Consider the following 15647-nt stretch of genomic DNA (forward strand, 5'->3'; position numbering starts at 1 on the left):
TAATGTTCCTAATCCAATGAGAATGGGGGAGGGAACCCGTTTCTATTTTCACCATAGCGATGTTGTTTATAGCAGAGATGTTCAGTTGGAGATTAGAATCTACACTCTTGGTGGAAGATTAATCAGAGTTATACGCGACCCAGAAAACGGATATTTGTGGGACGGAAGAGATCAGGCGGGAAATGTTCTTACACCAAATGTGTACCTGTATCAGGTAAAAGCGCATTCAGAGGGGTTTAGAAAGACTACCACCAGTGATATAAAACGATTAGTGGTACATCCACCGAGATAGCTTTTGTGGTCAAATGTGAAAATGGTGGTAACATAATTACTAATTAAAGGAAATGGGAGATTTGTTTTTTCCTTTTCCTGCTCAAAGCTAATAGTGGTTGTTATGCGGTCGTCTTGATCTATCGTGTAAGCCACCTAATCCCTCTTGAATGAGGCGTTCCCGCTATTTGTAGCCGCTTTTTGTACTACTCCCGTATTCTCGACATAATTCAGTGATACGACATCCCTGCTTAACGACTTCAGCACAAATTCTGTTCTTTTTTGATGCAAGACCTGTACCTCCTTTCACGGCATCATCAGTCTCCTTTCAAGAGACTAACTAAATTATAATTGATGTGGTTACTTATGTCTTGAACCTGCACCGGTACGGTAACCTGCCAATACTACAACCGTAACTCATTAAACGTAACGATGCAATGCACATTTTACTACAGTTACATTCACTATTAGTATTTAGCTACTGTAAAAATGTCTTGCTTCCGAGTGGATTTAGGCAAAAAAAAAGGGGATAATGCTGCTAATGAGCACTATCCCGGACTGTTAGCTTTAACTATGAGCAGGTTCTACATAGTAATCATAGAAAAGATTACATCGAAAAATATGGCTATTTCTGGACCACCACCTGCATTAACAGGAAATTCTGTAATATCGATTCCAATATCAAAATTCATAAAAGGAATAGTCGGGGGGTGAATCCTTAGCCCGCCAGCCAAATACAGATACAGGTTACTGTCATAAAAATCTAAAGATAAACCAGTTTCACCCATAAACGACCATACATCGACCGGGGTCACAATAAAACCCAGGTCTGCACCCATCGAAATTCTGCTATCACCGATTTGGGTGTGAGGTGTTACAGCCATTTGGAAATTGTAATCCTGAACGAATCCATAGGTGAGGAACATTCCAAAACGTGGTCTTGCCCCTTCGGGGATTCCATGAACACCATTTGGGACGCGAATCAACGTAGAGGCTATACCCACTCCCAGGGAAAGATTTTCTGAAAAGCCATACTTAGCACCAAAGGACAGTCTCCCTATATTATCCAAAATGGATGCTTGTACCTGGATATCGCCGGGAAGGGCATAGGAGATTTCGCGAAAACTGAGAACCAGGTGATAGGGTGGATTTACATGGGCTGTGGGGGTGTAGAGATAGTGTGTCGGCTGGGATGGCTCTATTGTGGTTTGGGCCAATAGGCTGCTGCTGAAGACGGCAAGAATTATGAGAGATTTAATCATCGTTGGTCCTTTGAAAATAGTAAACTCATAACCGCTTAAGTAATTAGTGTTAAATTAAACTACTGTAGTTTTGCAGTACATTAAAATACTATATATTCAGACTTAAATTATAGTCTTCTGTAGTCTAAAGAATCAAGAGCAGGAGGGCTTCTCAATCTCAGTGAAAGCTTTGGCGGTTGTAGTATCTAATTAAAACAACCGACCAGGTTGAACTTACACTGCGGTGGTATCAGGGTTGTCTTTGAGCAGCCCATAGAGGTGTTGAATGACCCTGTCCAATCCTTCACCGGTTATTGCAGAGATGACAAACCAGTCTTTGGGTATCTTCTTCAAATCGTTCTCAGAGAGGATGTCACGTTTGGTCATTATGAAGCATTTGGGTTTAGATGCGAGGTGCTCACTATAATGGGCAAGCTCATCAATCAGAACAGAGGCATCATGCAGTGGATCGGGAGAGATGGATTCAACGAGTATCGCAAGCACCCGGGTTCTCTCTATATGGCGTAGAAATTTGATTCCAAGCCCCCGTCCTTCGTGACATTTTTCTATAAGTCCCGGTATGTCTGCTACTACAAAGGACTGATGTATTGATGGTATTTTTACAATGCCAAGATTGGGCTCTTTTGTAGTGAAGGGGTAATCAGCTATCTTTGGTTTTGCTCTGGAAATTTTGGATAGTAGAGTGGATTTACCGGCATTGGGTCTTCCCACAAGCCCTACATCAGCCAGAACTTTCAGTTCAAGGCGAATCTCCTTTTCTTCACCCGGTTTACCGGCTTCGCTTCTCTCGGGATTGGGATTTCTCAATGATGCCAGTGAAGCATTGCCTCTTCCACCTCTTCCACCTTTGGCTAACATTATTGTATTACCCTCAGTAATACAATCACCGATCTGCTCACCGGAGATATGGTCGTAAATTATTGTACCACGAGGAACCGATATGATAATGTCTTCAGCGCTTTTCCCTGTCTGATTTGAGCCCTTGCCATGAGCTCCCCGTTTGGCGGTGTAATGGCGACTATACGCTGCATCCTGGAGTGTGTGGACATTTGAAGAGCACATAACAAAAACATGCCCCCCTCTGCCACCATCGCCACCGTCAGGGCGTCCTTTGGGCTTATATTTCTGTTTTTCGTAGGCGTGGCATCCATTACCTCCATCACCAGCTTTAACTTTAATGACTGTTTCATCTATAAACATTTCACCACTCCTTAGCTATCAGATCGGGGCCCGCAATATCCTAGGAACCTGAACTGTTTTTTGTTGTTCCGGATGATGAAGAAGATGAAGTGCTGCTTTTTGATGAAGTTGAACCGGAGGAACTGTTATCGGCTTTTGCACCCTTTTTGTAGGAATCTGAACGATAATCGGTAATATAAAACCCGCTTCCCTTAAAAAGAAAACCTGCACCCGGAGAGAAAAGTTTTTGAACTGCTCCGTTGCATCCTTCCTTTTTACACGACTTAAGCGGCTCTGAGCTTATGCTTTGAAATTCCTCAAAAACATAACCGCACTTTTCACATTCATACTCATAGGTAGGCATGAGTTTCTCCTTTCATACCAAATCAGGTCTTTTTGTTGCCTGTATTGGGTTAACCCTGTGATGGGCTCAAAAATATATTCCGGTAGCAGGAATTATCAATGAAGTATTTCGTAACAGTTTGCTGGCACAATGTATCAACTCTGGAAGAGCGAACAGAACAGGGATACCGTGCTGCACTTTAAAGTGGTGTAAAGGGCTACTTTATCACCTCTGCATACAGATCGTAATCAGCAGCACCAATGATTTTTGCCGTAACTATAGAACCTGGTTCAAAGCTTCCGGAGCTTATAAACACTGTTCCATCCACTTCTGGGGCATCCAGACGGGTTCGTGCTTCATAATTAAAATCGGGATCATCACTTATGCGATCGATGATAATTTCCATCTCAGTTCCTATACGAGCTTCCAACAACTCTCTGCTGATATCTCTTTGTATGGTCATCAACTCCTCACACCTTTTTTGTGCAATAGAGGTGTCAGGACGAGGTTTTAGACGGTTGGCTTCCGTACCCTCTTCGGGAGAGAACGGAAATACTCCCAGCTTATCAAACTGTGCGAACTCAATAAAATCCACTAACTCATTATACTCCTTATCGCTTTCCCCCGGGTAGCCAAGTATAAAAGAGGAGCGAATGCCTGCCTGGGGTACTGTGTTTCTGATCCGTTTAACGAGACGGTACAGGTCTTTAGATAAGGGTTTGCGATTCATTGATTTAAGGATCGGATCGGAAATATGCTGAAGTGGAATATCAAAATAGGAACAAATTCTGCTTTCCCCTGCAACCAGCTCAAGCAGCTCATCGGTAACATATTGAGGATGAAGGTACATCATCCTTATCCAGGGAAAATCGGTTTCCTTAAGCAGCTTTTGCAGTAAATCAACGAGGGTACTCCCTTTATCTTTTCCGTAAAAGGAAGTATCCTGGGCGACGATGATAAGCTCTCTGGTACCCATCTCATACAACCATTTTGCTTCCTGTATGATTGATTGGGGTTCTCTGCTTTTATAATTACCTCTGATTGAAGGTATAACACAGAACGAGCATCGATGAGAGCACCCCTCAGCTATTTTTAAATGCTGAGTGGCAACCGGCTCGTAGAGTTGTCTTTTAAAAGAGGCTTCGGATGGTTTTTCCAGGAGCGGGGAGAGCACTTTTTCCCAATCTTCGACACCGGCCCACAGATCGACTTCCGGAAACTCCCGGGCTACCTGTTCTCTGAAACGCTGAGAGAAGCAACCACTCACGACGAGCTTTGAACACTTACCACCGGTTCGAAATGATCCCATTTCAAGGATTGTTTCTATCGCTTCTTCCTGCGCTTCTTTAATGAAAGCACACGTATTAACAATAATGATATCTGCAACTTTGCAGTCTTCTGTAAGTTGGTGCCCACCGGACACCAGAAGATTGAGTATACGCTCACCATCGATGAGGTTTTTACTGCATCCAAGATTTTGTAATGATATTTTTGCCATAGATTATTTAAAAAAAAAGGTTTTGCCCGGTTGGACAAAACCTGAAGTTATTGGTGTGTACGTATCTTACCACTCCGAATCGGTATCCCAGTCATCGATGTCCCAGCTATCTTCAGCATCGCCTGGTTCATCTGAGCTCTCTTCGATATCTGAAGGTTGCTCTTCTGCAACAGGTTGAGAAACTGGCGTTACCTGTGCTGTTTCTTCTTCTGCCGGTTCGCTTTCCCAGCTTGAGTATTGTTGCGGTTCGGGTTCGGTAGTAGTAGTAGTTGGTTGTGGCTCAGGATCGGAAGCGGTGGTCTGTTGTGTGCCCCAGGATGAACCGCCTGATGTTCCAAAACCAGCCCCCTGTATCCCAACGTTGTCGTTAGCTCTGTTATCCACCCAGAAATCATATCCATCAGGTTTCAAAAAATTATTACCAAAAGATTGAGCCTGAGATATGCCTCTGAAGCCACCTATTCTTACCCTGTAGTAGGTTCCATGAAGATTGGGTGCCGGGTTGTTTACCTCTACAACATAGGCTGGATACCCTTTACTATTTAACTCAGCAGAGAGGTTCTCTGCATTTGTATTGCTCTGAACGGTAGTGAGCTGCACTACATATCTGCCGTTTTCCACGAATTCGGGTTTCTGAGGTGAGGCACTTCTGGTTGGCTCCCTGGGTTCAGGCTCAGAGGGTTGCTCTGGGCTCGTGTCATCCCTGTAGAACTCATCAAAGACATCAGAAGCATCTGTTCTGAATGTTTTAGATTCACCGCGAGTACTGGCGAATTCAGATTCCTCAGGTGTTTCCTGTTTTCCACATCCCCAAATAACAGCTGCAGATACTGCTGCGATTACCAGGAACTTGCCTATGTACATAGTTCCTCCTTTAAGATATACCAAAAAAATAGCATTTTACTATTTAAAGAGATACAGTAATGTACTAAAATTACTATATAATATGAATAAAAACCACACTTTTACCATTTTTGGTGTTTATAAGCTATCTGTTTTCACAATGTTAGAAGTTAAAGTACTACGAATCTGTTAAAACCATTATTGTTTTTGTAGTTAAAGAACACCTTTAGTCGAAGGAATAACTTCACGTGCCTTTGGGTTGATAGCGCATGCCTGTGAAAGTGCTCTGCCAAAGGCTTTGAAAATTCCTTCTATACAATGGTGGCTGTTTCTGCCTCTGATAAGATCAACATGCATTGTAATTTGCGCATGATCGGTAAAAGCTTTAAAAAAATCCTGCACAAGATCACTTTCAAAAGTTCCTATCATTCTGTCTGTAAGTGTAACTTCATAAACAAGATTGGGGCGTCCTGAAATATCCAGGCACACTCTGGATAATGACTCATCCATTGGCATGTAGCAGGTTCCAAAACGTTGAATACCTTTGCAATCGCCCAGCGCTTCCCTGAAAGCCATCCCAAGACTAATACCGATATCTTCTGCACTGTGATGAAAATCAACGTGAGTGTCACCTACACACGCGATTTTTACATCAAACAGCCCATGTTTTGTGAACAAAGAGAGCATATGATCCATAAAACCATTTCCACTCTTTACCAGAAAATCACCTTTACCCTCTATTGTTATGTCGACGGTAATGTCGGTTTCCAGGGTTTTGCGGCTAACCTTTGCTGAACGGCTCATTACAAGAAACCTCGTTTTGAAAATGGAACTTTTTATTTTTCAAAAAAGCTTTTAATATGTCCTTTTAACCTATCGTTCTCTTCTGTTTTGCCCAGGCTTAATCTAAGACACCCTTCAAGCATAGGGCTTGAAGATACATCTCTGACAAGAATACCATTTTCTTTAAGATAATCAAACAACTGCTGCTTTTGGGAGCTTCTTACCAGAACAAAGTTTGCTTCACTGGGATAGACATTATCAAATGGTAATGTATTTAAAAAAGTAATTAATTCCTCACGTTCTTTTATAGTAGTATCAATATAGGTGTTTAACTTCGAACGGTTTTGAAGAATAAGTGAGGCACAATACTCAGAGAAAAAATTGATGTTATAGGGTAGTTTAATCTTATTAATCTGCTCAATTAACTCTTTATCTGCTATCATATAACCTAATCTCAGCCCTGCTGCCCCCAAAGCTTTTGAAAAGGTTCGGGTAACTATCAGATTGGGATAGCTTTTTATCAACTCAATACCATTGAATCCACCAAATTCTATGTAAGCCTGATCAAGAATACAGATGCCGCTATGGACCTCGAGAATTTCGGTAAGCTGTTGTTTTGATAGTACGCTTCCGGTTGGATTGTTGGGGGAACAAAGGATGAGTATTGAGCCGGGATTGTTTTTAACCTCATCACAAATGGCCGGTACATCGTATTGAAGATCTTCTTTAAGGTTTACAGTTTTATGTGCCGCACCAAGTCCATTTACAAGAAGGTTGTAAACGGTAAAAGTAGGGGTGCACATTATTGCTGTTGATGATTTGGATAAAAATGAGAGCATAAGAATCATAAGCATCTCATTTGAACCATTTCCAACGATAATATTTTCTGATTCTACATTAGTATACCGGGCCAGATCATCTTTTAAATGCAGTGGAATAAAATCAGGGTATCTGTTCCAGGGTCTTTCAATACAGTGTTTTGCTGCAAGTTCCTTTATTTCAGCGGTCCAGTCGCAGGGATTTTCATTCTGATTGAGCTTGATTTGTGATTCCTCTGGCGTAAGATGGTACTTTTTAAGGCTTCGGACACTGGAATTAACAAGCTTGACTGCATCTTCAATTTTCATAATGTTTTTCTATGTCTTTGTAAAGTTGGGAAATGTTTCTATCTACCTCATTTAATTCAACACATAAATAAAAAATAAGAAATATTACACAGATTAAGGCGATTATCAGAAAAATTGTCCATATCAACATTAGCGTAGTCCACTTTTTCAGTTAAAATACAACAAGCAGAGTGAATAAAGAAAAAATAATTGTTTAAAGGTCTGCCCCAAACACTTCTTTGAAATTATACCGTAACTGAGTTTGCAGTTTTTCTTCTGAAACTTCAAGCAGTTTGCTTATATGTTTAGCAGTGTATTGAACATAAGCTGGTTGATTGGTTGTGCCTCTTTTGGGGATTGGGGCAAGGTAGGGAGAATCGGTTTCAATAAAGAGACGGTCCAGTGGAATTTTGGGCACAATATCCGGTAAATGAGAATTTTTATAGGTCACGATACCAGAAATAGATACGTAAAAACCACATTCAAGCAAGTAATTGAGCGATTTTTCATCCCCGGTGAAACAGTGAAATACAACTTTTTTTGCTTGTTGCTCCCGGCATATTCTGCACACCTGGTATTCCATACCTCGTGAGTGTACCAGGGTGGGAAGTCCGTATTCTGTAGCGAGGGTTAGCTGTTTTTTAAAGAAGGGCTCCTGCTTTTGCAGAGACGGATAGCGTGGGTTGCTTGAGTCAAGACCAATTTCTCCAACAGCTATAATCTTTTTTGTCTTACAGTAATGCTCAAGTACCTGGTACCAGTCATGCGGCTGATCTTCAACATCAAAGGGTGATATTCCTGCAGCAGCGAAAAGGGAAGGGTGAATTGTACTCTGTTGGACTACTGTATGAGCTGTTTGAACAGATACAGCATTGTTAATGATTGCATCTATACCGGCAGATCCTGCCTGGCGTATAGTCTGCACCAGTTGATCCCTTGTGAGGTCAAAGAGATGTGAATGGATATCGATCCACATTTAGATTACAAACGTCCTCTAAAAACGTTGTTCCACGTTCTGGTTGGCCATACATCGTGTCCCTCCCGATCTATTCTGAAAGCAGTAACACCAGAGCTGTTAACACGCACAGGTTCTCCATTCAAAGAGACATTTAAAAGAGAGTTATTCCCTACGCGTACATTGAAGCTGTCTGCAGCCGTAAAATTTCGAGGTCTGTTATGGTAGATAAAGTTTCTCCAGGATTCTCCGTCACTAAACACATGAACCCATACAGAGTCTCGTACTGCACTGAGTTGAAGTTCCATAGGTCCGGGTGCAGAGACATCCTGCTGTTCTTCTTCTTCAGTGTCGCCAGTTTCTGTGCCTTCCGCTTCCTCTTCACTACTTTCTAAACTTTCCTGATAAATATCAGAAACCGGTACCGGTGAGACCTCTAATGGTTCATCGGTAGCATCTGTATCCTGATCTTGTTGGTCCACAACCTCTTGGGTATCAGCTTGGTCATCGGAATTGATCCATCCCTGCTGGTTTGCCACAAAAGCAAATATCCCGACCATAAGAATCAGTACTATAGCCACGATGAAAGTAGGATTTTGCTTTGTATCACCTTCCTGTACGCTAATGCGCAGTTTTTCGCCCTGGTTTGGATACATATCATCATCCATACCTTTTTCTTCATAAAAGGCAGAGAGAATGGCTTCTGAATCAAGAGAGAGGTATTTTGCAATAGATCTCAGATAAACCCGGACATAGGGAGCTGCGGGTAAGGCACCATAATCGTTTGCTTCAAGAGCTTTAATGTATTTAACATTAAGTTTAAGGTCTTTGGCGATTGTTTCAACAGTAATGCGTCGGGTTACACGTTCCTTTCTAAGAATGTCTCCGACACGATCTGTTGATTGGGCAGATTGATTTTTATCGAATTCTTTTTTGTCGGACATCGACCGATTCCTTTCGCACAATAAACTGTTTAATCAGATGAAGGGTAGCTGTTACCGGCAGGCCAACAACATTGTAATAACAACCCTCAATTCTATCTACAAAGGCCATTGCTTTACCCTGGATGGCATAAGCACCGGCTTTATCTTTATACTCACCCGTTTTAAGGTAAGCTTTTATCTCCTGGTCTGATAAATCCCTGAAATAAACCACTGTTTTGGTGGCTTTTGTGAGCTCAAAGTGCTCACCTCTGCAAACAACAGATACTGCCGTTATCACTTCGTGATGATTTGCACTTAGTGCCTGAAGCATTTTAAACCCCTCGATTTCATCGCTCGGTTTACCAAGTATCCGGTTGTTTATTACAACAATGGTATCGGCACCAAGAACCAGCGCTCTGGGGTTCATATGAGCTACAGAGTTTGCTTTTGCTGATGCCAGCTGGCAAAGAGAATGCTCCAGGTTTTCAGGATCAATATATGACTGCTCATCAGCTATCCCCGAATCCGCTACCTGGAAACTCAATCCAAGGCTTGAGAGTATTTCCTTTCTGCGGGGTGACTTTGAAGCTAATATCAACGGATAGCCGATTCTCTCTGTTTCAATCATAAATATAGTATACTCACAGGCTATAGTATAACATACTTGTTTTTACCTGAATCCTTAACTACTTTTGCGGCTGATTCAATATGTAAAATCTTACTTTATAAAAATATACTTAAATGAATAAGTATTTGAAAAAAATGAGCACTTTATTGGAACCTTTTTTCTCATTTTCCCAAGTACTTCGTATTGCCTATAAAGGTTATTTGTGCAAAAACAGTTAAAAATCTCAATAAAGAACTAAGGGGTGAGTGATTTGGCCCAGATTATCACGGAACTGTATGATATAGGATCCCCGCGCTACCGGGTTACCTGCTCTGTCTGTGCGATCCCAAAGAATATAGTCTCTGTCTAAATGCAGTGTCCTTATATTTTTCCCTCTGAGATTGAATATTGTAATCGTTCCCTGGGTTTTTTCTGAAAATGCTAACCTGACTATTCCGGGAGTTGTGTTGGATACCAATAATTTACGGCTTTGGGGTGGTTTTATTGAAAAATTGGCTGATGTAGGGAGCGGTGCTTGAGTGGTCAGGCTTATATTATTTAGATATACACTTGCATGGGAGCCACCAACATGAAACTCGAGTCTGCTGTTTGCATCCATGCGGGGAGTGAAAATAAAATTAAAAGTCTGCCATTCCTGAGGAAGGCTTTGTGTACTTTCAAAGAGCACTGTGTCCTGGTCATTTGCACAGATGAGCCGTACAAGCATTTGCCTGTTTCCAGCAGTATAAGCATCAAAAGATAAAGTGTACTCATTTTGTGCCATCAATGGAAGGTTACTTTGGGAAAAGATGATATCAGATGCGCCTCCATTCTGGTAATCTATCCTTATATTATAGATGTCGTTTTCAACAAAACCATGTGCCTGAGCATGATTGGACGTTGATAACGAATTCCAACCTGTTTCAAACTGGGAAAAATTACCGTTTATTATTAGTTCCCCATAACGCATAGGTATTCCGATACTGTTTATTTCAAACGGAGCACTGGATGCTATGACTTCATCAGTTTGCTGAGAAATTATTCTGATTTGCGCATCTTCTGTATTTATATCCGGGATAAACCAGCGTAGCTCACCCTTGGCAAACACCACATCACCTGAGATTAAGTTCCAGTTTTGTCCACCATTGATTGAATATTCAACAGAGACAATGTCGTGGTTTTCGGCTGTTTCCCATTTAATTATTTGATTGGAGTTATTTTGCCATACTGTAGCGGCGTTGGGTTGTTCAAGGAAGATCCCTTCACCTCTGATTTCTATGAGGCTAACATTATCGATGTAAACATCTCCCAGTTCGTTACCTAAATTAAACTCAATTCTTGAATCAGCTTCAGGACTTGAGCTGATGAAGAAGATATCGCTAAACGTTGTTTTTTCGGTGGTTAAATGCTTTGGTATCGTATCTCCACCACTAAAGCTGGTCCAGGGTGGGTCGGTAAGTCCAATATTGGCGAATATTGTTCTAGGCTCCGAAGCATACGCATCAAAGGAAAATTTATACGAACTACCGGGGTTAAGTTTAAACCCCTTTTGGTATAGTTTAATTTCCCAGGGATTATGACCTACATTGTCTATTTTGACTATAAACTCATCTTCAAACAACCCTGTAGCACTTGCCGGGGGGTTGGTTTCAAAATACCAGTCCGTAGAATCAAAAAAGGTACCGTTTCTAACCAGTTCCCCCTCACTTATTGCCCCCCCATGAACTATCTGAAACAGTGTACTGGTATCTGCATATAGTCCCGAGAGGTCGCGTACCACTATTTTACACTGATTGGACTCTGCTTCCTGCGGTATATCCCAGGTGAACTCCTTGCTGTTTTGAACACTGTTTGTGATAGGGTGCCAACTTTGCCCGTTATCTTTTGAAAAAAGTATGGAAACGTGGGAAAGGGAGCCGGAGTTTTCCCACGTTATCTTTCTTTCACTTCCTGTATTCCAGCGGGTATCCATTCCCGGAGAGGTGATCTCTATAACGGGTTCATCTAGTTTTACCAGACTCACATTTTCTATTGTGATATTTTGCAGCTCGGATGATACCCCACAGTTAAACTGTATTCTGGCATCAGGATCTGTTGGCTCTTTCATGATAAAAGTCACAGAGTGACTGGTGGGCTCAGGTCCTATTTCAAAGACACTTTCGATTGAATCGATGTAAGGTGTAAAGGGTTCATGGTTTAGACTTGGAAATGCTCTTAGTACCCCTTCGTTTTGAGCGGAAACAGTAAAGGTTAGCAAATATGCTTCACTTCGCTCAAGAGTTAAACCAGATTGGTATAGTTGCGGTGAATACTCCAGTGAACCATCGGCTTCGATCGTTATAATATACTGACCATCAACTATTTCACCTATGGCCTGAGCATCCATAGCATGAAAAGTCCACTCTTCATAGTATGAATCGTTTGAGAAATCTCCGTTTATAATGAGATTTTGCTGAGAAAAAGAGTGGGTGCATAGTAGCAAAACATAAATGACGCATGCCAAAAATTTCATTTAAACACCTATCAATCCTATAATTCGGGCTGGTGAATGGTGTACTGCCAATCATTAGTGACCGCTTAAGCTGTGAGGGTTCAATATAATAAAATATGAAAGTGGGCAATGGGGAACAGATTCAGCAGTTTATGGAGCATTGGTACTGCTGAATCTAAAATAAAGCTTTTCTTAGAAAAGAGTAGCAGGTCATTTTATCAGGTCAGTAATATCGCCGCTTCTTTTGCGGAGTTCAAAACGACCTCGTGAAAAATTTTCTGCAGGCCAACCTCTCCATAATACATCTCTTCCATATTCGTCTTTAGTATTGTATTCGGCAAAAGTTTGGTCATCAAACTCCCAATACATGATCGAATCATCCCAGGTATCAAAGGTGACTTTTATATCCATGAATTTATGGTAAATAACGGTGTGAATATGAGTTACATTCAACATTGATAATAGCGATGTAATACTTGTCTGCCCTGGTAGTCCTTCCAGTCTCATTTCCAGAGTAAATCGATCCACGTTGCCTGATCCAATAAACCATTCACCGCCATTTACATTCAAATTCGCATAGTTGAATACCTGATCGACCTGAGAGGCTATTCTTGTGTAGTTACTGGAGCCATAAACCAGATACATGATCATAGGTCCGGCAGTTGAGGTTACACTGTTATCACTTGAGAAATGAAACGCAGTTACGGGGAAACTGATCTGGTCGATATATCGTCTACCATCCTTGTTCTCTGTCTCACCATCCTCATCATACACTTCAACCACTTCCCATAAGCCCTGCATTCTTGTTCTGGTTGGTTCCTGGGGGGGGAAAAGCTCAGCGCAGCCCAAAAAAATTAGAACTGCTATAACGATTGGAAAAAATTTGTGAATCATAATACTCCTTTTTTAGGGTTCTTCTTTTTAGACGGGTTAATTGAAAAAAACAGCTATAGGTTAAATAAAATTTTCCCATGGCAGGTGGGGAAAAAAATTCCATCTCACATGGATGAAGCTTCCCTCGAGGCATGAGGCTGGAGGTACAAATAATTACAGACAAGAATTTGTAAGCTGGTTTAAATGGTTGATATAACATCATATGTGTCTGAATGTTCTTTTACGTCTTTCTGTGGCATAGTCATTGCATATTCAGCCACCGTGAACATGAGCAAAGGATTAATGTAGTATGAATTTACGCTTTAAAGATATAATCGCCATCTCTGTGGTGGCACTGCTATCCTTTCCTATCCTCTATCTCTCTATACTGTTTTTTACGGGTACAGCCCGCATTGAATTTGGAGCACCGGGTGAATTTGAAAATCAGTTACAGAAAGTAGCTCAAAGTGCCCGCAGAGATTCTCTTGCAGCTCTTAATTCCAGAACCTTCCGTGCACTTGAGCAGGAACGAAAGAAACTAGAACAGGAACGAGAGCGGCTGGAGGCTCAGCAGGAGAGATTAGATATAATCGTTGCGGAAATAGAGTCTAAAAGAGAGGAGTTAAAGAAGGAGCGTCTCAGGCTTGAGGAGTTGGTTGATGAAAGTACTGCGCTAAGTGAGGAACGACAACGTGAGCTGGCCAGACTTTACGGATCAATGAGGCCAGTTGAAGCTGCTCTTATAATTGAAAACCTCAATGACGAATTAGCCATGAGTATAATAACTTCTATTAACGATGACAGGCAAAAGAGTAGAATACTATCTAATCTTAGTAACCAAAAAGCTTCACGAATAAGCAGAATGCTGGGAACTCCTGTGGAGTGAATTTGGTTTTAAACAGAGGTGAAAGGGGGTGATTATATGGTAAGAGAGGCAACGCTGTTTCATTTGGCTGGAAGTAATAAAACTGGCATATCTGAAGCTGATTCAAACAAAGCTGTAAGCGACAAAAAGCAAGCGGGAGTTATGAGTAAAACGGGTGCCGGAAAATTCGCGGATTTATACGAAAAAATGGCACAGGAGAACAGCGTGGCAAAAAGTTCGGTGAGCGAAAGTGATGGAGCTATGGCAAATGTACATATAATGAAAGGAGTTGAGATACTTAAAAAACTGGACCCGGTGAAAATGGAAGACCCGAAAATGGAGGCTGTTTTAGATATCTCTGAAGCGGTCGGGTTTCAACAGGCCGGTGAAATAGTTAAAGATGCGTTGGGAAAGATTTCTGAGCTGCTTGATTTAAACATCGGGGGCAATCTGGAGGAACTAAATTTCAAGGATCCTACACTGGAAAGTGTTGAGCAAGTTGCCGAGATTATTTGGATGTTAAGGCAGGTAGTGGAGGTTTTGGATGCAGCAGCATCTGGTGGTGAAGCAGCATCTGGTGGTGAAGCAATTGAGCTGGACTTTTTACCCGTTGAGTATTCTCAGATTTCCGATTTGGCTAAGAATCTTCGGGAGGAGTTGTTTCGAATCGAACTTGGATCAAGTCAGCTTGAAATAGGTGCTGAAATTAGAGAGCTTCTGGCCCAAAAAAACGGAGGTGATCTCAGCGGCGGGATAGTCCAGGCAACGAATCCCGCAGATCTAAAAATAGCTCAAGATGATGCTCAACGTTTATTTGCTGCTATGGATCAGGGGTTTGACAGTGATAAGTTTGCAGCTGCTGTAGATAGGATAAAAGCACTTATTGGAGAGGGGGTGAAAGATCTGAATCCTGAGGATCAACATTCAGCTTCACAGCTTAAAAATTCGAATGAAACTGCATTAATGCGTGCGGTTTTAAAGATCGATGGTGAAACAGGTTCGGCTGCAAATAATAAAGAAGCCGTTGAGAGTGTTGAGTCGGTAAAAATCAAAAAAGAGGTGATTACTGTAGCTCAGGAATTAAAGGAGATAACAATAGAGGAGGACAAAACAGACCAGTCCGTTTTTGGCTTAAAGGGCGATGATGGGGGTGTTTTTAACCGGGAGAGCACTTCAAAGATAAGCTCTGCTTTATCGAGAATTAATGAAGAATCACTCATGAACCAACTGGCTGATAAGATGCAGCAGGCAGTTCGCTCTGGTGTTCATGAGTTACGGATTCAGCTGCGTCCCGAAGCACTTGGCGAAGTTCAGTTAAGTATCCGAATGGAGGGTGATATTGTATTTGCCCGCATTCAGGTAGAAAATACGCAGGTCAGGCAGATTGTTGAGAGTCAACTTCAGGGGCTTAAAGACGCACTGGAAGAACAAAATATCCATACCGGCTCGCTAAATGTAGATGTTGGGGGGCAAGGTAGTGGTGAAACAAAAGGTGGTCGGGATACTCTATGGAGTGAAAACACCATAGCTGGTCACAGTACTCAAAGCAAAGAAAGTGAGGTGATTGGGGATACAAAAAAGTTAAATGATTTAGGTGAAGATACCGGGCGAAGGTATGGAAATAACTCTTTTGAATATTTTGCTTAGAA

The 15647-nt window shown here is 41.7% G+C and carries 15 protein-coding genes; 3 read left to right on the top strand and 12 right to left on the bottom strand.

The annotated features are described in order from the left end of the window. The coding region (locus tag QA601_12145) for a hypothetical protein (GenBank protein ID MDG5815833.1) at positions 1-292 on the top strand (292 nt) is incomplete at its 5' end. A 562-nt stretch (positions 293-854) separates the two neighbouring features. Here the strand turns inward: QA601_12145 and QA601_12150 are convergent. The 12 genes from QA601_12150 to QA601_12205 form a co-directional block, all read right to left on the bottom strand. Next, positions 855-1532 carry a hypothetical protein gene (locus QA601_12150; protein ID MDG5815834.1) on the bottom strand — a complete coding sequence of 226 codons (678 nt, stop codon included), beginning with the start codon at positions 1530-1532 and terminating at the stop codon, positions 855-857. Positions 1533-1745: 213 nt separating this feature from the next. Continuing rightward, positions 1746-2732: a GTPase ObgE gene (obgE, locus tag QA601_12155; protein ID MDG5815835.1), complete on the bottom strand. Its 987-nt coding sequence runs from the start codon at positions 2730-2732 to the stop codon at positions 1746-1748. A 40-nt stretch (positions 2733-2772) separates the two neighbouring features. Further along, the gene (locus QA601_12160; GenBank protein ID MDG5815836.1) at positions 2773-3075 is read right to left on the bottom strand and encodes a zinc ribbon domain-containing protein; all 303 of its coding nucleotides are present in this window, start codon (positions 3073-3075) and stop codon (positions 2773-2775) included. Positions 3076-3271: 196 nt separating this feature from the next. Next, positions 3272-4552, bottom strand: a complete 1281-nt coding sequence (rimO, locus tag QA601_12165; GenBank protein MDG5815837.1) for a 30S ribosomal protein S12 methylthiotransferase RimO — start codon at positions 4550-4552, stop codon at positions 3272-3274. Between the two features lie 66 nt (positions 4553-4618). Next, entirely contained in the window at positions 4619-5416 is a 798-nt protein-coding gene (locus QA601_12170) for an SPOR domain-containing protein (GenBank protein MDG5815838.1), read from the bottom strand. Positions 5417-5608: 192 nt separating this feature from the next. Next, positions 5609-6199, bottom strand: coding sequence for an imidazoleglycerol-phosphate dehydratase HisB (hisB, locus tag QA601_12175; protein MDG5815839.1), 591 nt, complete (start codon positions 6197-6199; stop codon positions 5609-5611). Between the two features lie 32 nt (positions 6200-6231). Then, positions 6232-7305: a histidinol-phosphate transaminase gene (hisC, locus tag QA601_12180; protein ID MDG5815840.1), complete on the bottom strand. Its 1074-nt coding sequence runs from the start codon at positions 7303-7305 to the stop codon at positions 6232-6234. 193 nt (positions 7306-7498) lie between these two features. Further along, positions 7499-8260, bottom strand: coding sequence for a TatD family hydrolase (locus tag QA601_12185; protein ID MDG5815841.1), 762 nt, complete (start codon positions 8258-8260; stop codon positions 7499-7501). Positions 8261-8265: 5 nt separating this feature from the next. Further along, the gene (locus QA601_12190; GenBank protein ID MDG5815842.1) at positions 8266-9183 is read right to left on the bottom strand and encodes a helix-turn-helix domain-containing protein; all 918 of its coding nucleotides are present in this window, start codon (positions 9181-9183) and stop codon (positions 8266-8268) included. Then, positions 9158-9790: a Maf family protein gene (locus tag QA601_12195; protein ID MDG5815843.1), complete on the bottom strand. Its 633-nt coding sequence runs from the start codon at positions 9788-9790 to the stop codon at positions 9158-9160. The genes QA601_12190 and QA601_12195 overlap by 26 nt, the downstream gene beginning before the upstream one ends. A 223-nt stretch (positions 9791-10013) precedes the next feature. Beyond that, positions 10014-12281: a carbohydrate binding domain-containing protein gene (locus QA601_12200; protein MDG5815844.1), complete on the bottom strand. Its 2268-nt coding sequence runs from the start codon at positions 12279-12281 to the stop codon at positions 10014-10016. Between the two features lie 189 nt (positions 12282-12470). Continuing rightward, positions 12471-13154, bottom strand: a complete 684-nt coding sequence (locus tag QA601_12205) for a hypothetical protein (GenBank protein ID MDG5815845.1) — start codon at positions 13152-13154, stop codon at positions 12471-12473. Between the two features lie 289 nt (positions 13155-13443). Between QA601_12205 and QA601_12210 the strand changes: the two genes are divergently transcribed. Beyond that, positions 13444-14019, top strand: coding sequence for a hypothetical protein (locus tag QA601_12210; protein MDG5815846.1), 576 nt, complete (start codon positions 13444-13446; stop codon positions 14017-14019). A gap of 36 nt (positions 14020-14055) precedes the next feature. Continuing rightward, complete coding sequence (locus QA601_12215; protein ID MDG5815847.1) at positions 14056-15645, top strand: flagellar hook-length control protein FliK; 1590 nt, start codon at positions 14056-14058, stop codon at positions 15643-15645. The last annotated feature ends 2 nt before the right edge of the window (positions 15646-15647 follow it).

It is taken from the genome of Chitinispirillales bacterium ANBcel5 (assembly GCA_029688955.1).
GTDB classification, from domain to species: Bacteria; Fibrobacterota; Chitinivibrionia; order Chitinivibrionales; family Chitinispirillaceae; genus Cellulosispirillum; species Cellulosispirillum alkaliphilum.